The 17,588-nt window shown below is 42.2% G+C and carries 16 protein-coding genes and 1 tRNA gene; 12 read left to right on the top strand and 5 right to left on the bottom strand.

What is annotated here, in order from left to right; genetic code table 11:
- Positions 1 to 43 precede the first annotated feature (43 nt).
- Positions 44 to 685, bottom strand: a complete 642-nt coding sequence (locus BLR37_RS21015; protein ID WP_090772062.1) for a Crp/Fnr family transcriptional regulator — start codon at positions 683 to 685, stop codon at positions 44 to 46.
- Between the two features lie 79 nt (positions 686 to 764).
- Between BLR37_RS21015 and BLR37_RS21010 the strand changes: the two genes are divergently transcribed.
- From BLR37_RS21010 to BLR37_RS21000, 3 genes are all read left to right on the top strand, one after another.
- Positions 765 to 1,460, top strand: coding sequence for an HAD family hydrolase (locus BLR37_RS21010; protein WP_039475531.1), 696 nt, complete (start codon positions 765 to 767; stop codon positions 1,458 to 1,460).
- Complete coding sequence (locus tag BLR37_RS21005; protein WP_090772060.1) at positions 1,457 to 2,083, top strand: chloramphenicol acetyltransferase; 627 nt, start codon at positions 1,457 to 1,459, stop codon at positions 2,081 to 2,083. The genes BLR37_RS21010 and BLR37_RS21005 overlap by 4 nt, the downstream gene beginning before the upstream one ends.
- 208 nt (positions 2,084 to 2,291) lie before the next feature.
- Positions 2,292 to 2,365: transfer RNA gene (locus tag BLR37_RS21000), tRNA-Ala, on the top strand.
- Positions 2,366 to 3,322: 957 nt separating this feature from the next.
- Here the strand turns inward: BLR37_RS21000 and BLR37_RS20985 are convergent.
- From BLR37_RS20985 to BLR37_RS20975, 3 genes are all read right to left on the bottom strand, one after another.
- Entirely contained in the window at positions 3,323 to 3,733 is a 411-nt protein-coding gene (locus tag BLR37_RS20985; protein ID WP_090772054.1) for a hypothetical protein, read from the bottom strand.
- 5 nt (positions 3,734 to 3,738) lie between these two features.
- Positions 3,739 to 4,053 carry an aminoacyl-tRNA hydrolase gene (locus tag BLR37_RS20980; RefSeq protein WP_090772052.1) on the bottom strand — a complete coding sequence of 105 codons (315 nt, stop codon included), beginning with the start codon at positions 4,051 to 4,053 and terminating at the stop codon, positions 3,739 to 3,741.
- A gap of 108 nt (positions 4,054 to 4,161) precedes the next feature.
- Positions 4,162 to 5,061: an AraC family transcriptional regulator gene (locus BLR37_RS20975; protein ID WP_143009637.1), complete on the bottom strand. Its 900-nt coding sequence runs from the start codon at positions 5,059 to 5,061 to the stop codon at positions 4,162 to 4,164.
- 182 nt (positions 5,062 to 5,243) lie between these two features.
- On the opposite strand from BLR37_RS20975, the gene BLR37_RS20970 reads away from it, so the two are divergent.
- From BLR37_RS20970 to BLR37_RS20930, 9 genes are all read left to right on the top strand, one after another.
- The gene (locus BLR37_RS20970) at positions 5,244 to 6,128 is read left to right on the top strand and encodes a sugar phosphate isomerase/epimerase family protein (RefSeq protein ID WP_090772048.1); all 885 of its coding nucleotides are present in this window, start codon (positions 5,244 to 5,246) and stop codon (positions 6,126 to 6,128) included.
- A 1-nt stretch (position 6,129) separates the two neighbouring features.
- On the top strand, positions 6,130 to 7,296 hold the full coding sequence (locus BLR37_RS20965; RefSeq protein ID WP_090772046.1) for a mandelate racemase/muconate lactonizing enzyme family protein: 1,167 nt from the start codon (positions 6,130 to 6,132) through the stop codon (positions 7,294 to 7,296).
- An 11-nt stretch (positions 7,297 to 7,307) separates the two neighbouring features.
- Positions 7,308 to 7,796 (top strand): VOC family protein, encoded by a 489-nt coding sequence (locus BLR37_RS20960; protein WP_090772044.1) that lies wholly within the window; start codon positions 7,308 to 7,310, stop codon positions 7,794 to 7,796.
- Positions 7,796 to 8,731, top strand: a complete 936-nt coding sequence (locus BLR37_RS20955; protein WP_090772041.1) for a 2-hydroxyacid dehydrogenase — start codon at positions 7,796 to 7,798, stop codon at positions 8,729 to 8,731. Before BLR37_RS20960 ends, BLR37_RS20955 begins: the two co-directional genes overlap by 1 nt.
- A 21-nt stretch (positions 8,732 to 8,752) precedes the next feature.
- Positions 8,753 to 9,610, top strand: coding sequence for a ThuA domain-containing protein (locus tag BLR37_RS20950; RefSeq protein ID WP_090772039.1), 858 nt, complete (start codon positions 8,753 to 8,755; stop codon positions 9,608 to 9,610).
- Positions 9,611 to 9,622: 12 nt separating this feature from the next.
- Positions 9,623 to 12,844, top strand: a complete 3,222-nt coding sequence (locus tag BLR37_RS20945; RefSeq protein ID WP_090772037.1) for a PVC-type heme-binding CxxCH protein — start codon at positions 9,623 to 9,625, stop codon at positions 12,842 to 12,844.
- A 215-nt stretch (positions 12,845 to 13,059) separates the two neighbouring features.
- Positions 13,060 to 14,115, top strand: a complete 1,056-nt coding sequence (locus BLR37_RS20940; RefSeq protein ID WP_090772035.1) for a sensor histidine kinase — start codon at positions 13,060 to 13,062, stop codon at positions 14,113 to 14,115.
- Positions 14,112 to 14,804 (top strand): LytR/AlgR family response regulator transcription factor, encoded by a 693-nt coding sequence (locus tag BLR37_RS20935; RefSeq protein WP_090772033.1) that lies wholly within the window; start codon positions 14,112 to 14,114, stop codon positions 14,802 to 14,804. Before BLR37_RS20940 ends, BLR37_RS20935 begins: the two co-directional genes overlap by 4 nt.
- A gap of 23 nt (positions 14,805 to 14,827) precedes the next feature.
- Positions 14,828 to 16,567, top strand: a complete 1,740-nt coding sequence (locus BLR37_RS20930; RefSeq protein WP_090772149.1) for a CocE/NonD family hydrolase — start codon at positions 14,828 to 14,830, stop codon at positions 16,565 to 16,567.
- 57 nt (positions 16,568 to 16,624) lie between these two features.
- Here BLR37_RS20930 and BLR37_RS20925 read toward each other — a convergent pair whose 3' ends face one another.
- Positions 16,625 to 17,272: a hypothetical protein gene (locus BLR37_RS20925; RefSeq protein ID WP_090772031.1), complete on the bottom strand. Its 648-nt coding sequence runs from the start codon at positions 17,270 to 17,272 to the stop codon at positions 16,625 to 16,627.
- Between the last annotated feature and the right edge of the window lie 316 nt (positions 17,273 to 17,588).

Genomic DNA, 17,588 nt, shown 5'->3' with positions numbered 1-17,588 from the left:
CAAAAATGTTTATAGCAATAATTATACCATAAAGTTGTAAGGATTACTTTAGCCGGTCTACCAGCTTTTTTATGTTTGCAGTTTGCAGCATGTTTTTAAACTCAGGTGTATCCTGATTGCCTTTCTCTATGAGTTGCTTTAAGCTTCTGTTAAAGCTTCTTACTGAAATGCCGAGGTATGCAGCCATATCGTCTTTTGAGAGTGAAATGCTTTCATTTGCCTGTAACTGCAGCAGTTTCAATAACGCATATTCAACAGTATATAATTGCTGAAAAGAGGCTCTTGTGCTGGTTTGGATTATCCGGGTTGATAGCTCCTGGAGTAAGATGGTAGTAAATTCGCCACTTTTTTGTATCAGTGAGAGGAAAACATGATCGGGGATGACGTAGGCCGTTACTTCACTTATGGCAGCTACGTTGCATAAACAGTCAATTTTTTTCAATGCCTCCAGTTCGCCAACAACTTCGCCCTTGCCTAAAAACTCGATAATGAAATCTTTGCCGTTTTCTTCGGAGATAAAACACTTGCTTATTCCTTCTTTAATGATATAAATATTGCTGATTTTATCGCCCTGCTCTATTAAACGATAGCCAGGCCTAAAGCTTTTAAGGCTAATGTTTTCGCTTTCATTTTCTCTGCAAAAACGCTCAATAAAGGATAAAAAATCGAGATTTGTTCGTAACATATTTTTTCTCGCCGAGACAAATGTCCTTTTTTATGGGAGTTGCCGGCTTTACTTTTGTGGCACTAAAGTAAGCATAACCATGAACAATCAGATTACCGTAATTGCTTTTGATGCTGATGACACCCTTTGGGTAAACGAACCTTACTTCCGCGAAACTGAAGATAAATTTGCGGCCCTGCTGGAAGACTTCATGCCACGCCACAGTTTAATTGTAGAACTTTACAAAACAGAAATTGCCAATTTGCCACTCTATGGCTTTGGTATTAAGGGGTTTATGCTCAGTATGATCGAAACGGCATTGAGGGTCACAATGGGGAAAAATGACCCCAAAGTTGTGGAAATGATAATCGAACTGGGGCAGGAAATGTTAAACAAACCCATTGAGCTGCTGGATGGGGTAGAGGAAGTACTAAAGGCGCTGCACGGAAAATACAAACTGGTGGTGGCTACCAAAGGAGATTTGCTCGATCAGCAAAGGAAATTGACCAAATCGGGTTTAGACCATTATTTCCATCACATCGAAATTATGAGCGATAAGCAGGAAAAGGATTATCAAAAACTATTGAAACACCTGGATTGTAATCCCGAATCATTTCTAATGCTGGGCAACTCCTTGAAATCTGATGTATTACCGGTACTTAACATTGGCGGTCATGCCGTTCACATCCCGTACCACACCACCTGGGTGCACGAAAGTATCGACCATACCATCGAGCATCCCAATTTTTACGAGATGGAAAGCTTGTCAGAAGTTTTAGTCAAATTAATTGAATGAAAGAGAAAATAGATATAGACACCTGGATCAGAAAAGATCACTTTAATTTTTTTAGCACCTTTGGGGAACCATTTTTTGGTGTTACCGTAGATTTAGATTGCACGGCTACCTACAAGGAAGCTAAAGAGAAAGCAGTTTCGTTTTTCCTGCTTTATTTACACAAATCGCTGGCCGCCGCCAATGCCATCGAGCCTTTTAGTTACCGCATTATTGATGGCGAGGTTTGGAAATACGACTGTGTAAATGCTGCGGCCACCATTAACCGCCCAAATGGTACTTTTGGTTTCGGTTACCTCGATTTTTATGCAGACTTTAACGAGTTTAAACTGTTAGCCGATCAGGAAATTGAAAAAGTACAGGCTACAACAGGCTTAATTCCATCTGCTTCGGGCGAAAATGTAATCCATTATTCGGCACTGCCCTGGTTAAACTTTACTTCATTATCTCATGCCCGCAATTTTGCTTTTCAGGATAGCTGCCCAAAAATCTCTTTTGGCAAGGTGAGGGATGAAAACGGAAGAAAAATAATGCCGGTTTCGATTCATGTTAACCATGCTTTAATGGATGGCTACCATGTGGCTCAATTTGTAGATGCCTATCAGGCGCTGTTAAATCAAAAATAGCCTGGAAGGTTAGCTAAAATAACAGCCAATTATGGCTTTTTGGGGTGTTTGCGGCCGTTTTTGTACTACGTTTATCGCACCGCAATAAAAAAATCAATTATCATTTGCTTTCGATAAAGTATTTGCTATTTTTGCAGCACAAGCAGCGAACGCTTGTCTCAATGATCCTATTGGTTATTCAGGTTTGGTTATTGAATATTCAAAAAATGGGGGATTAGCTCATTTGGCTAGAGCGCTTGCCTGGCAGGCAAGAGGTGACCGGTTCGAATCCGGTATTCTCCACAACGTAAGCCGATTTATTAATTTAGATCGGCTTTTTTGTTTCATCATCTTTTTTGTTTGCGAATTAGCCAAAAGCCAATCAAAGTTGCCAACAGTGCGAAAAAGAATATCCAGGATAATTTTTCGATTTTGAATGTAAGGAAAGAAAGCGGGCGGTCAAGCACTATGGCGAAAAGTTGGGTAATGCAATATATACCACCAAACATGAAAAGGAACATCCCGAGATACACTAGAATTCTGTTTGAAAAACTCATTTTACTTAGATTTAGATAGATAAAAAGCTGCAGTTTTTTAATTTGGTCATCACGGCGCTGCTTTCATTGCAAATTAATTTCGCTTTGTTTAGTTGTATCTGCTCCGATTAGCATTGCCTTACTTTAGTGGAAGCATCGTAAGGCCAAGCCACGAACTCATATAGATTATAAAGATTATAGAATCTGCAAGAGTTACCTTTTTGTTTTCAAATATATCTAGTCCATTTTTTGCAGGTGCTACAAACTCCCGGTTCTGCAACTTTAAACTAAGGTATCTAAGCAGCTGAAAGAGTAACAAAAGAACGATGGTATTTGATAAAAATACGCTTGGATTTCCTGCGTACATTTCAAGAGCAGGATTTTCTTTGAAACAAAAGAAAAGTATCAGATGTACTATGCCAAAGCCAAACCAAAGTAAGTATGCCTTGAAATTGCGTAGCGATGTGTATAATCCAAAGTACATACTCAATTGTGATATTACTGCGTACATAATTATTATAATCTGCTTAGTTTCCGGTTTAGCAAAAAGAAGAGTCAGAATTACGCACATTGTAGTTAAAGAATATAAAAGCATGCAAATGCTTTCCCATTGTTTTAAGCTATCATAATAAATAAATGACTTAGGGTTTCCCTTTTTTCTCATTGTAATGATTGATCTAACTAAAGTAACGAATTTCAGTATTTGCTATAGGTGGCGTAATAATTATATCCCAAATCGTTTACCATAATGAGTCATTATCTGAATAAGCTCCACAGCATAGTTAACAGAAATTTTCACAACAGCATTGCCACTATAGTTTATGGTTAATGCATACTCATTTACATTAAAACCTATATATAATTTCGTTTCGCCTAAATCCCAATAAACGAGATCATTTTCGGTTCTATAGAACTGTCCTAGGTAGGGTTCTTTAATATAATCAGGGTTATGCCAAACGGTTTCAGCTAAAGATGTCAGTATAGCAATTAAGCTTTCAGTGTCTTCTTGGGTTAATAAGCAGCTTTCGCTGTTTTCCTGATCCAGCTCCAGGTGTATTTTATCGCCATCTTTAAATAGTAAAAGACACCCTCTTTTAACCAGCCATTTATAAACTTGTTGTTCCTGGTTGTGCATGTTGCTTAGTTATTTTGTGGTGTCCACATGCTGAAAAACTTAAACATTTTAGTGTATTCTTCCCGGGGTGAAAAGGCGATACAAACTTCCTGATTGTCTAAAGCCGATTCTGTTAGCACCAAATGGTCTGCCTCCTTTTTGGCATTTTCAAACTCTTTTTCAGAAACCACGCAAACCACTTTTTTAAAAATGCCGTTAATCCAGGTTTGCATGTTTGCTGTATGTTCAAATTTTCTAAAGCAGGCCAGGGAGGCATGCGCTGCAACTAAAGGTACCATTTTATCTGGTACTGCTCTTTTAACTAAAATATACATCTTCATGAATAGGGCGTTTACCATAAACTTAAGAAAAATTGTGAGGTTGAAGAAGTTTATCTGCTAAGAGGAGCAATTCTACATTACCAGTCATTAAATGGTAATCTTACTTTATCAATCAGTAGACCGCAAAAAGGGGCGGTCGGCATTACTTTCCATAAATACTTTCCGGTACTCACGTGGAGATATACCCTGATGCAGCTTAAACTGTCTGTTAAAATAAGAAACATTATCAAAACCGCAGGCATAACAAATGGCTGTGATGTTGTTCTCTTTGCCAATCAGCAATTTTGTGGCATGGCTTACCCTGATCTCATTTACAAACTGTGAGAATGTTTTGTGGGTGCTTCTTTTAAAATAACGACAAAATGCGGCTTTGCTCATACAGGCAATAGAAGCAGCCGACTCAATAGCAATCTCCTGATGATAATTTTCGAATACATAATTGAATATCGAAGCCAGTTTTTTAGCGTCGCTTTCTTTATAACGTATTTTTTTGATATCGTCGGTAATGAGTAATGCGCCTTTCTTGCTGGTCTGAGAAAGTTCTTCCAATATCTGTAGCAAAAGGATCAGATTTTTCAATTGCTGGTTGGGTTGAAAGTCAAAGAAGCGGCTACTGATGGAAGACTCAGCAGTGCCGAACTTTATACCATATACCGACTCTTGCAACAATTCTTTCACTGCCCTCAGCTCCAGGGTTTCAAAAAAATCCTTTCCCATAAAATCTGCCGAGAATTGCACTACAATGGCATGCGCTACTTCTTCCTCCATCGCAGTCAAAACATCACTCGAAAAACAGTGTACCAGTCCCGGTCCGAACATAAAAATCTCGCCTTCGTGATAACGAATAACCTTATTGCCCACATACACCTGACCTGAGCTTTTAACAATCAGGATTAATTCGTAGCCGTGGTGAAAATGAAAGGTATTGGTAAACTGTGGCTGACAGTATTCTTTGATGGCGAAACTGGCATCTTCAGGAGTGGAAATCGGTCGGTAAGAAACTTTCATAATTACTGCTTTTTGGTACAATACTTATTTTTGAACGCTAAATTTGGCTACTAATGTAAATATAGTATCAAAAATGAGCAAATGAAGTATTTTTATTTCCATTGAAATCTGAATAAGTTTGTTTTACAAGGATGCCGTTGTGCGGTGTCTATAAGCTACTAACCAAAAATATTTTATCCGTTATGGAACTTGCGATACACAATTGGATGCGTGCCGAAACCATTGAAACAACGATACGAAGAGTTGCAGCAATTGGTTATAACAGGCTCGAAATTGCCGGAAACCCCGATCAGTACAATACAAAGGAGGTAAGAAAGCTAATGAAGGAACACGGCCTGAGTTGCTGGGGTTCTGTAACACTAATGCTCGGTGAGCGTAACCTGCTGGCCCGTAACGAGCAGAAGCGTGCGGCTTCCATCCAATACGTAAAAGATGTAGTGAAAATGGTGAAAGAGCTGGATGGCCACATGGTTTCTGTTGTGCCTGCTACCGTAGGTAAGTTAGTACCCGATGGCCGGCCGGAAGAGGAATGGGGCTGGGCTGTTAACGCGATGAAAGAAATATACGAATACAGTGAAGCCGCAGGTGTATTGCTGGGTATTGAGCCCATCAACAGGTTCGAAACCTATTTTATCAACCGTGCCGAGCAGGCCCTGATGCTGGCAGCAGCTGTAGGCCCCAATTGTGGTGTATGCCTCGATACCTTTCACATGAATATCGAAGAAACGGATCTGTTCGAATCTATTAGAAAAGCCAAAGGGAAACTGGTAGGTTTTCATGTGGCCGATAATAACCGGATGGCACCTGGAATGGGCAACCTGAACTGGCAAAAGATCATCGATACCCTTCGGGAAATAAATTATAATGAGGTACTTTCTGTAGAGTTCTGCGCACCCTTAGATCGTACCCCGGCTAATCCTTATCCCGGTGCTGTAGATGAAAAGCCTGAAAACCTTAGCCCTGAGCAGGAGAAATTCCTGATCGATCATGGCAGCTCATCTGTTACCGATGCATTTTATACCATGCTAACCCAACAATCATTTAATACTTTATCAAAACTTATTTAAATTGAAAATCACAAACGTAGAAGCATTTTGGTTACGTTGCCCCATACCCGAAGCCAAACAACATATATCAGATTACGGGCTCCTCACCAATTTCGATATGACCCTTGTAGTCATAACAACGGATACAGGCTTGCAGGGCTTTGGAGAAGCTAAGGCTGCGGTCGGCTCTTCCGGTGTATGTGCTTCCATTGTAAATTGCATCGAAAATGAACTAAAGCCTGTATTGCTGGGCAAGTCAGTAAAAGACATTACCCGGCTGTGGGAAGAAATGTATAATGGAACAAGGGATCACTACGCCTTGTCGAGGGGGCGAAAATTTCCTATTCTCGGGCGGCGGGGGCTTACCGTATCGGCCATGAGTGGGATTGATACCGCACTGTGGGATTTGAAAGGGAAAATGCTGAACGTTCCGGTATTGGATTTACTTGGCGGTGCCTGCAGAGAGAAAATGCCTGCTTACGCCAGTGGAGGTTGGGCAGACGTAAACCATATAGGCGAACAGTTAAACGGATATGTGAGTAAAGGTTTTCGGGGAGTGAAAATGCGTGTAGGTGTAATGGACGATACTGTGCAGAAAAGTATAGATAGGGTAAAAGCAGCCCGAGCAGCGCTGGGCCCCGACATTAAGTTAATGGTTGATGCGCACGGCACATTCAGCGTACCCGAGGCTAAACAATTTTGCAGCGGGGTAGAAGATTGTAACATTTATTGGTTTGAAGAACCGGTAAGTCCCGATAATAAAAAAGGAACAGCAGAAGTAAGGGCTGCTACACATATCCCCATTGCAGCAGGCGAAAGTGAGTATACCAGTTTTGATATTCACGATCTTTTGCAAATCAGGGCTATAGATGTTGTTCAGCCCGATGCGGCCATTATCGGTGGTATATCAGAAGCCATGCGCGCCGGGCATCTGGCCAGTGTACACCAGGTAGAGCTGGCACCGCATTGCTGGGGCTCCGCATTTTCTTTCATGGCAGGGTTAACCGTAGCGTTTGCCTCGCCCGCGGCAACAATTATTGAGTTCTCTCTGGGAGGAAATCCCATGATGTACGATTTGGTAAAAGAACAAATTAATGTAATTAACGGCGAAATCGCTGCACCTGCAGCACCAGGATTGGGATTAACGCCTGACTGGGATTTTGTAAAACAGTTTAAACAGCCGGTATAAAATAATTAATTATGGCAAAGGCACTTAAAATTAATCACGTAACGCTCATCGTAGATAATCTGGAAAAAGCAGGTGCGTTCTACACCCAGGAACTTGGCCTTGAGCCGCTTCCTGCTTTTCAGTTCGATTACCCTGTAATGTTTTTCAGGTTTAATGATGAGCAACAACTGCATATTTCTGAATGGGACGACCAGACCTCTTTTCGCGGGCATATTTGTGTGCAGGTAGACGATTTCAGTAGCATTTTTTTTCGTATGAAAGCATTGAATGCCATTGATATTAATCCCTGGGGAAAAGTGAGGAAATTGCCTGACGGAGCCATGCAGATGTTTGTGCGCGATCCCGCTGGTAACCTGGTCGAAATTTCTTCTATCCCCGGGTCGGAAGTGGATGAGCAGATCTTTAAAGATGAACTGTACGAAGAAGGCTTATACGTTTCGAAGAGGAACGATTACAGAGGCTTAAAATCTGATAACGCTACTTTATACCATAAAAAGTAATGAAGAAAAACGTATTGTTACTCGAAACCATTGCGGATGAGGCACTTGCTCTACTGGAGGAAAATGCGAATGTATTTGAAGGATATACAGAAGACGGGCTAAATGAGGTTTTGGTACGCGTAGAAATACATGCAGCTATTACCAGGGGCAAGGGACAGATTGATAAGCACCTGATGGATGGTTGCCCGGATTTGGAGGTGGTAGCCAGGTGCGGCGTTGGACTTGATAATGTGGATGTGGCTGAGGCGACGGCAAGAAAAATAAGGGTAGTTAATGCGCCGGGCAGTAATGCGGCCACTATTGCCGAACATACGCTTGCCTTAATGCTGATGTTAATGCGTAATTTATATCAGTCGGTAGAACGTGTTAAACAGCATGACTGGAACTGGCGTAATCAATATGCCGGCGATGAACTGAATGGCAAAACGCTGGGTATATTGGGGATGGGAAATATAGGCAAACGTGTGGCGAAACTGGGTGAGGCCTTTGGTATGAAGGTGCTGTATTGGAGTAGAACAACACAGAACCTGCCAATGGACGAGATTTTAAAACAATCGGATGTTATTAGTTTACATCTTCCTTTAACTCAGGAAACGAATGAGATCATTGGTGCAGCGCAACTGGCCTTAATAAAACCTACAGCATTCCTGATCAATACAGCAAGGGGAGCGCTGATCAATCATGCAGCACTTCTCGATGCCCTGAATGCCAATACCATTGCCGGCTTTGCCGCAGATGTGCTGCCGGATGAACCACCGGTGGAGAATCTTTCGGTAGTACAGCATCCGCATGCACTTATTACACCGCATACTGCCAGTCTTACAGCTGCTACCTACCAACGCATGTGCCTGCTTACTGTGAAAAATGTGCTCGCTATACTTGGTGGCGGAGCGGCTGAATTAAATAGTGTATATAATCGCGATTCCTTTATTTGATAACCATTAATCCCTAATAAAATGAATAATTTTTGTGTTGGTTTTTTATTAACCCTGAGTACCATTTTTTGCTGTTCGGCATCTGCGCAAAAAGTTAAAAAGCCGCTGGTTGTTTTTGTTTGTGGCGATCATGAATATAGTGGAGAAGAAACGCTACCCATTGTTGCTGCAGAACTTGAAAAGAACTATGGCATGAGAACAGTTGTACTTAAGGCATCGCCCGACCACAATAGCGAAGAAAATATTCCCGGACTGGAAATATTAAAAGATGCAGATTTAGTTGTTTTTTATTTGCGCTGGAGAAGACTTCCTGCCGAACAACTTGCGCATATTGATACCTACTTGAAGTCGGGGAAACCAGTAATGGGCTTTCGTACCACTACACATGCGTTTAATTTCCCCAAAGGGCACCCCAGCGAAAAATGGAATGCTTTCGGCGAATTTGCCTTAAATGCGCCTCCGGGGTGGGGAGGGAAGGCTAAACACACACACTACGGACACACCAGCAGTACCGATGTGAGTGTTATTCCCGCGCAAGCCAATAACCCTATCCTTACCGGCGTGGCAAAAGATTTTCACGTTCGCTCATGGTTGTACCATGTGGTGCCTGATTATCCTTCAAACGGATCAACTCCATTGCTTACCGGCACAGCGGTGAAACCCGAAAGGCCTGCAGTACAAAATCCTGTCGCCTGGACCGGCATCAATTCTTTCGGTGGGAAGGTTTTTATGACCACCATGGGGCATCCCGAAGATTTCAGGGTTGAAGCTTTCCAACGGCTTGTAATTAACGCCATTCATGACGAATTAGGTTTGAAGGTACCAAAGAAATGGAAAGGTAAAATGGATATCCAGGTACCCTATCGTGTTGCTAAGTAAACTTGTGTAAAGATGACGAGAATAATCAAAATCAGCCTGTTGTGCCTCATCGCCTTAGTACCTGCGATGATATTGATAAACGCCTTTAAATATAAATCTTCGCCGCTTGCTGTTGCTAAAGGTACACGCATTGCCCTGATCGGCAATAACCTGGGCTCGAGGATGATCAATTACGATAATTTTGAAACAGAATTGCAGCTCCGTTTCCCCACGCAACAATTGTTCATTCGCAATATGTGCAACCCGGCAGAAACGCCCGGCTTCAGGCCTCATGCCGCCAGGAATTCTCCATGGGCGTTTCCCGGTGCCGAAAAGTTTCAGGTAGAGCGTGCTAACCTGGTTAAAAGAAAAGATGCAGGTGGCACATTAGAAATGGAAGATCCGGGTCAAGGCTTTTTTGAAACACCCGATCAATGGCTTACCAGGTTAAAAACAGATGTGATCATTTCCTTTTTTGGATTTAACGAATCTTTTGAAGGACCAGCGGGGCTCGAAAATTATAAAGCCGAACTGGATGCGTTTATCAAATGGACACTGAAACAAAAATATAATGGTACTTCAACGCCAGAGCTTGTCATCGTATCGCCTATTGCATTTGAAAACGTAAAGGGCAAAACCCAGTATGATTTGCCAGACGGTAAAAAGGAAAATGAAAACCTGCTGCTGTATACCAATGCCATGAGAGAAATTGCGGCTGCAAACAGGGTTCGCTTTGTTGATATATTTAACCCAACATTGGCGTGGTATAAAAATGCCCCGAGCCCCTTAACCGTTGATGGTTCTCAACTCAACGAAGAAGGATATAAAAAACTGGGGGTTTTGCTTGCCGATCAGATTTTTGGAGAAAAGGCATCAGAAGCAGAAAATAACCGGAAACTGGTGCACGATGCTGTAATGGAAAAAAACTGGATGTGGCTGAATGATTTTAAGATCCCTAACGGGGTGCATGTATATGGTCGAAGGTATGAACCTTACGGGCCTGATAATTTCCCCGCAGAGATCAAAAAGATTCGTGAAATGACCGTTATCAGGGATACGGCCATTTGGCTGGCAGCAGCGAAAGGACAAAAAATGGATGTTGCAGCTGCCGATAAGCATACAACAGTTTTGCCCGAGGTTAAAACCAATTATACACCCAGCAAAAAAAATGGTAATCTTAAATACCTGATCGGGCAGGAAGCCGTAAACAGTTTAACTGTGCCGCCGGGCTTCAAGGTAGAGCTATTTGCTTCTGAAACTGAATTCAGCTTTTTGGCCAAACCTGTGCAATTGTCGTTCGATAATAAGGGGCGCTTGTGGGTGGCCGTGATGCCTACTTACCCGCAATATAAAGTTGGCGATGCAAAACCCAACGACAAAATCATAATTCTGGAAGATACCAATAACGACGGAAAAGCCGATAAACAAACCGTATTTGCCGATGGACTTCATTTACCGCTCGGTTTTGAGATTGCCTCAGAAGGGGTATATGTTGCCCAGGGAAATAACTTTATTCTGCTTACAGATACTGACGGAGATGATAAAGCCGATAAAAAAGAGATTTTGCTGAGTGGTTTTGACGACCATGACTCTCACCACAGTAGTCATGCTTATACTACAGATCCATCCGGGGCCATTTTTTCAGGTGAGGGGGTATTTCTCCGTACCAACATCGAAACTTCTTACGGGCCAATTTATGCCACCAATGGCGGTTTTTACAGGTACGATTCGCGGCGCAGAAAATTAGAGCGCACTGCACAAATGGCTATTCCTAACCCATGGGGTATTGCATTTGATGATTGGGGGCAGCCTTTCTATGCCGAAACTTCCAGTCCTGATTTTCGCTGGATGCTTCCGGGTACAATTTTACCCAGATACGGACAGGCTAACCCTAAATCAAAACAACTGATAGAAGAAAAACACCTGGTAAGGCCTACATCGGGTATTGAATTTGTATCCAGCCGCCATTTCCCCGACGAATACCAGGGAGACTTTCTGATCAACAATACCATTGGTTTTTTGGGAACAAAAGAGCATACCCTGGAGGATGACGGTACAGGTTATAAAAGCCGTTTCCGTATGGATTTGCTGGTGAGTAACGATCCTAATTTCCGTCCGGTGGATCTGGAGTTTGCTCCTGATGGTTCTTTATATGTTATCGACTGGCACAATGTCCTCATCGGGCACATGCAGCACAATGCCCGCGATCCCCTGCGTGATCACTCGCATGGCAGGATTTATCGCATTACTTATCCATCCAGGCCCCTGGTAAAACCTGCTAAAATTGCCGGAGCAAGCATTGAAGAACTTTTTGATCACCTGAAACTACCCGAGTACCGTACCCGATACCGCACCCGCCGTGAGCTAAGAGGGCGTGACGTTAATGAGGTGCTGGCTAAACTGACAAGCTGGGTTGCCAAGCTGGATACCAATGATACCAGGTACGAACATCATTTACTCGAAGCGCTTTGGGTAAGCTGGGGAATGAACAAAGTAAATCAACCGTTATTAAGAAAGTTGTTGAAAGCCAATGACTATCGGGTAAGAGCTGCTGCGGTAGAAGTGGTACGTTATACCGGTCATCAGCTTCCTGACCAGGCAAATTTGCTAATGGAAGCCGCGAGGGATAAAAATAGCAGGGTAAGGTTAACGGCTATTGCTGCTGCATCGTGGATTGGTAAGGACAAAGGACTTCCTGTTTTAGCCGAAGCGAATAAATTGCCAATGGATAGCTGGATGTTGCCCGCCTACCAAACTGCTGTAGCACATTTAAATGGCAGAAATGTAGCTGAAGGAAAAGAAAAGGATGAAAAAACAGCACTAACTGGCCCGGCACTTGCCTTGTTTAAAGAAGGAAAAATTATTTATAACAAAGAAGGCTATTGTAAAACCTGCCATCAGGCAGATGGTAAAGGGCTCGCAGCTGCTGGCTTTCCACCGCTAACCCCTAATAACTGGGTAAACGGAAGCGATGACCGACTGATCAAACTCGTGTTGAAAGGAGTAATGGGGCCAATTGAAGTGAATGGCAAAAAATACCCCGGCCAGGTTCCGATGACACCTTTTGGCGGATTGCTGAAAGATCAGGAAGTAGCGGCAGTGCTCACTTATGTCCGTAATTCATTTGGCAATAAGGGAACTGCAATTTCGCCCGAGAAAGTAAAAGCAATCAGAAAAGCTATTCAAAATAAAAAAGATTTTTACTCACCAGAGCAATTACTGAAAGAGCATCCCATGGAAAGTGCTAAAAAATAAAATTTGTATCATCATGTTTGGGGTTATTTTTATTAACCCCAAACTTTTCAGTTCTTATCTTACCACTTAACTTAAGGGGCCGTGCTACCCCTTTTGCATCTGCTAAATTAGCGCATCAGCAGCTACCGCCGCATTCATCCTCCCTTTTCTTGCGTCCATGTACTTTATCTTTTATATTGCTGTTAGTTTGCATTGCTTTGTTGTAAAGAAAAATAATGGAACGAACTCAAATTTCATTGTATTGGAAATGCCAGCTCATCGGGTGGACTACCGCTTCGCTCTATTGGGCATTTGTAGCCATTACCAGCGGCCAGTTTCTCTGGGGCTTAGGTTTTGCTCAGCTGGTAACCGATGTGATACTTTATGCAGGTATTACCCATCTTTATAAACTATTCGCCGAAAGCAATAAATGGCAGCTCCTGCCTTTAAATAGCCTGATGGTTAGGATGTTTATTGCAGTTCCAGTAATGGGCATTATTTATACCTGCTGTACAATCCCAAAAGTATATTTTTTGCGAACCATGTTTGTAAATAGCGGACGACTGGATCTCGATCAGTTTGCACTTACTAATATTTCGGGCATATTTATGGCCGGTATCCGGTTAATGTCCATTTGGTTGCTGGCTTACCATCTTTACCATTATGCCCGGAGAGAAGTAGCACTGGCCAATGAAAATGCCGTGCTGCAGTTGGGTTTCAAGCAGGCGCAGCTCGATAATCTTTCCAGCCAGCTCAATCCGCATTTTCTTTTCAACGCACTCAATACCGTTAAATCGCTTATTTATACCCGGCCTGATGGTGCAGCGAGAGGAATAGATTTGTTAAGCGAAATTTTGCGCAATAGCCTGTACCGCGGAAACGCAATGATGGTACGCCTGGATGAAGAGATAGCACTGGTTAAAGATTATCTCGAGCTGGAAAGTATGCGCATGGAAGAAAGGCTCCGTTTTGAATTCCAAATCAATGTTCCGGATTTATCGGTAAGTATTCCGCGGCTGAGTTTGCAACTGCTGGTCGAAAATGCGGTAAAACATGGAATAGCCAAAAGGCTGACAGGTGGTAAGGTAACTATTGCCACATATCAGCAGAAAGATTTTTTATGCGTGGAGGTAACTAACCCTGGCAAGCTTGAACTGGATAATGAAAATGCAGGGATTGGTCTGGAAAATTTAAAAAACAGGCTCGATATAGGATACAAAGGAGCGGCTAAATTTAATATCAGTCAGCATGAAGAAAATGTTTTAGCAACCTTAATTATTCCAATGGCATGAAAACAATAAGAACATTGGTGATTGATGATGAACGCCAGGCCCGGGCCGAAATGATCAGGATGTTAAAGGCCTATCCGCAGATTGTGGTATTGGGCGAAGCGGCAGATGCTGAGCAAGGACAAAAAATGATTGAACTTTTACAGCCCGATTTAATTTTTTTAGATATCCAGATGCCGGGTAAAACTGGCTTCGAAATGCTCGAATCGTTGAGCCACATTCCCCAGGTAGTTTTTGTAACCGCTTACGATACCTACGCGCTTCAGGCCTTTGAGGTAAGCGCGCTCGATTACCTGATGAAACCCGTACGTAGTGAACGTCTGGAGAAAGCCATAAACATGGTTACTGAACGTTGCCAGGGACAATTTGAGCCGACTTTTTTTATTAAAGACAGAAATAAGCTTCACCTCTTAAAATGGAGTACAGTTGAGTTGATTACTTCTGAAGAAAATTATGTGCGGCTTTACTATGGAAAAGAACAGGTGTTGATGAAAAACTCGCTGAACAACTTGGAGAAAAACCCTGATTGCGCCATGTTTTTCAGGGCCTCCAGAGAGCGGATGTTCAATATCAATAATGTAGCATCAGTAGAAAATACCGGAAGCAGAATTTTGGTAACACTTCATTCAGGAACTGCCGTACAATTATCAGAACGCCAATCTGTGAGGTTCAGGAGCCTTCAAAAAAGATAAATTAAAATTTAAATAGCATGAAAATGAACAGAAAATTTTTCGGTATGGCTTTGCTATGCCTTTTAATAGCCCAATTTGGTATCGCCCAACAGAAACTAAGTTTGCCCGATACCGCCAATTACATTATTCAAGATAGTGTTTTAATTAAAACCAGTTATGGCATAACACTTTCGGCTGTAGTGGTGCAAAAGAAAGGAGTTAGCACAAAGCTACCCTGTGCATTAATGTATCTGATTTATTCTGACCTGAACAGAAGTTTGGCAGAAGCTAAATTTGCCGCAGATCAGGGTTATGTTGGCATGGTAGCCGATGCCCGGGGTAAGCGGTTGAGTCCTGATCAGCCAGAACCTTACGAGCATGAAGCGCGCGATGTGAATGCAGTAATTGACTGGATTGTAAACCAACCCTGGAGCGATGGCCGCGTAGGCATGTACGGCGGAAGTTTTTCGGGCTTTGCACAGTGGGCGGCAACCAAGTATTTGCATCCAGCCTTAAAAACCATTGTGCCCTACGTTGCAGCTATTCCGGGATTGGGTTTGCCCATGGAGAACAATGTTTTTTTAAATGCCAATTACCAGTGGGCCTTCCATGTTACCAATAACAAATACACCGATGATGTGGTGAATAAAGATAATGCCAGATGGCAACGCATGCGAAATGCCTGGTGGGAGAGCGGAGCAGCCTATAACCGTATCGATAGCGTGGATGGAACGCCGAATCCCTGGTTGCAAAAGTGGATCTCGCACCCTGCTTACGATGCTTATTGGCAAGCCATGGTACCTTACCATGATGATTTTGCAAAAATCAATATCCCGGTGCTTAGCATTACCGGTTATTACGACGACGGGCAGGTTTCAGCACTCGAATATTTGAGAGAGCACTACAAGTACAGGCCTGCTGCCGAACATTATCTCATTATTGGTCCGTACGACCATTTTGGAGCGCAATTGGGAGGTAAACCTTTGCTAAAAGGGTATCAGGTTGATTCAGCTGCATTGATAAATACGCGGCAAATCACTTTTGAGTGGCTGGATTATGTACTGAAGGGAAAAGCAAAACCAGCCTTAATAAAGGATAAAATTAATTTCGAAGTGATGGGGGCTAATCTATGGAAGCATGTACCTTCGATGGATCGGGTAGAAGAAAATACAGTAAGGTTTTACCTCAGCGGAACCGAAAAGAACAGTCTTTTATCGGACATTAAACCACAGCAAGAAACCTTTATCAGGCAAGAGGTTGATTTGGCTGACAGGCGTACTTTCAATAACGATTATTATCCCAGCCAGATTATCAAGCAGGAAATTGATCAAACAAATGGCCTTTTCTTTGTAACCAAACCATTCAGCCACGCGGTATCGGTAAGTGGTTATTTGAAAGGCGAGCTAAAGGCCATCATTAATAAAAAAGATATGGATGTTGGTCTCGTGCTTTATGAAATTACGCCTGAGGGCAAATATTTTCAGCTCTCGTATTTTTTAGGTCGCGCAAGTTATGCCAAAGATATGGCTCAGCGTAAGCTTCTCGTTCCGGGTAAAGCGGAAACCATACCTTTTTACCGGTCGAGGTTTTTTAGCCGCCAGTTAAGTAAAGGAAGCAGGCTATTGCTGGTCCTCAATATCGATAAAAATCCTTTTGCACAAATTAACTATGGCAGCGGAAAAGATGTAAGCAAGGAGACGATAATGGATGCAGGAAAGCCATTGCAAATCCAATGGTCGGATGCGAGTTTCGTTGATCTGCAAATATCTGATACCAATTTTTAACTAAACAGAAAACCCCGTTCAATATAAACGGGGCTTCTTCTTGTTTGGTTTGTTGGTTTATTTTGCTAGTTGCACCAGCACCTCATCAGTTTGCTTTCCTTTCCAGGCATCGATATTGGGCTGGGTCATTTTGCTGATGTTTGTGGCTACCGATAAAGATGGATTTTCGTTTTTGGTAAACGAAGCAATATCATTTACAGTAGTGTTTAATATTTTAAGGGTAGTAAAAAACCACCTGTCCATGTTTCTGATATTTTGAAAATTGGTGTTAGCGTTTAAATATTCTTTATTCGCTTTTTCGCAGTAGTCGTACTGAACTTTATCCAGTAACAATAGTTTGTCGGTTATTTGCGCCAAAACTTCATCCGATAGCTCCAATCCCTTAATGCCAATTACACGGTTGTTTAATATGTAATAATCTAAACCATCAAAAGTAATGGTGGTTAGGCTGCTTCTGTCGAAAATATGCTCGGGGTTTGGCAGGTTGGCCACTTGTGGAGCAGAATTGCTGCGGCTGTTGTTGAAAGCACGTCTTTGTGCCGCTAAACGGTCAATCAGCGCATCGCCATTTAATTTATTTGAAACTTCAAACATGTTTGCACCTGTTTTTGCCATTTGATTTACCTGGATCAGACCTTTATGTTGTGCATGGGTAAACAGCGCAATAAAACAAAGTACTAGCGTAAAAGAGGCGGCAATTTTCATGTTTGGTTTGTTTCCACAAAAGTATATCTTTTTTGCTTAAACCAAAATTTTTGTATGTCTAATATTACAATTTTAAAGCTATTTTGTTATTTAGGTATTGATATTTGTCAATGTATTCATTTAGTATACGCTTGATTTTGAATGCGATGTTATTTGCCTGAATGCAAATGGCGGTATTGTTAATGTTGAGTTAATATGGTATGGTTGATATTTCAGTTTACAAAAAGATAGCTTAAGGTGTACAGGGCATAGGTAGTTAATTTTACCAGCCCCAAGGTGCGCTAACAATTTCGTGCACAATCTGCCGTTTTACTTT

It is taken from the genome of Pedobacter soli, from assembly GCF_900101435.1.
Taxonomy (GTDB): domain Bacteria; phylum Bacteroidota; class Bacteroidia; order Sphingobacteriales; family Sphingobacteriaceae; genus Pedobacter; species Pedobacter soli.
The sequence above is the reverse complement of the archived record's forward strand: the minus strand, read 5'-3'. Positions and strand labels throughout refer to the sequence as shown.

What these genes read in the sequence shown, in the direction of transcription:
- BLR37_RS21015 (WP_090772062.1), bottom strand. Translation starts at nt 685, where the DNA reads ATGTTACGAACAAATCTCGATTTTTTATCCTTTATTGAGCGTTTTTGC.
- BLR37_RS21010 (WP_039475531.1), top strand. Translation starts at nt 765, where the DNA reads ATGAACAATCAGATTACCGTAATTGCTTTTGATGCTGATGACACCCTT.
- BLR37_RS21005 (WP_090772060.1), top strand. Translation starts at nt 1,457, where the DNA reads ATGAAAGAGAAAATAGATATAGACACCTGGATCAGAAAAGATCACTTT.
- BLR37_RS20985 (WP_090772054.1), bottom strand. Translation starts at nt 3,733, where the DNA reads ATGCACAACCAGGAACAACAAGTTTATAAATGGCTGGTTAAAAGAGGG.
- BLR37_RS20980 (WP_090772052.1), bottom strand. Translation starts at nt 4,053, where the DNA reads ATGAAGATGTATATTTTAGTTAAAAGAGCAGTACCAGATAAAATGGTA.
- BLR37_RS20975 (WP_143009637.1), bottom strand. Translation starts at nt 5,061, where the DNA reads ATGAAAGTTTCTTACCGACCGATTTCCACTCCTGAAGATGCCAGTTTC.
- BLR37_RS20970 (WP_090772048.1), top strand. Translation starts at nt 5,244, where the DNA reads ATGGAACTTGCGATACACAATTGGATGCGTGCCGAAACCATTGAAACA.
- BLR37_RS20960 (WP_090772044.1), top strand. Translation starts at nt 7,308, where the DNA reads ATGGCAAAGGCACTTAAAATTAATCACGTAACGCTCATCGTAGATAAT.
- BLR37_RS20955 (WP_090772041.1), top strand. Translation starts at nt 7,796, where the DNA reads ATGAAGAAAAACGTATTGTTACTCGAAACCATTGCGGATGAGGCACTT.
- BLR37_RS20950 (WP_090772039.1), top strand. Translation starts at nt 8,753, where the DNA reads ATGAATAATTTTTGTGTTGGTTTTTTATTAACCCTGAGTACCATTTTT.
- BLR37_RS20945 (WP_090772037.1), top strand. Translation starts at nt 9,623, where the DNA reads ATGACGAGAATAATCAAAATCAGCCTGTTGTGCCTCATCGCCTTAGTA.
- BLR37_RS20940 (WP_090772035.1), top strand. Translation starts at nt 13,060, where the DNA reads ATGGAACGAACTCAAATTTCATTGTATTGGAAATGCCAGCTCATCGGG.
- BLR37_RS20935 (WP_090772033.1), top strand. Translation starts at nt 14,112, where the DNA reads ATGAAAACAATAAGAACATTGGTGATTGATGATGAACGCCAGGCCCGG.
- BLR37_RS20930 (WP_090772149.1), top strand. Translation starts at nt 14,828, where the DNA reads ATGAACAGAAAATTTTTCGGTATGGCTTTGCTATGCCTTTTAATAGCC.
- BLR37_RS20925 (WP_090772031.1), bottom strand. Translation starts at nt 17,272, where the DNA reads ATGAAAATTGCCGCCTCTTTTACGCTAGTACTTTGTTTTATTGCGCTG.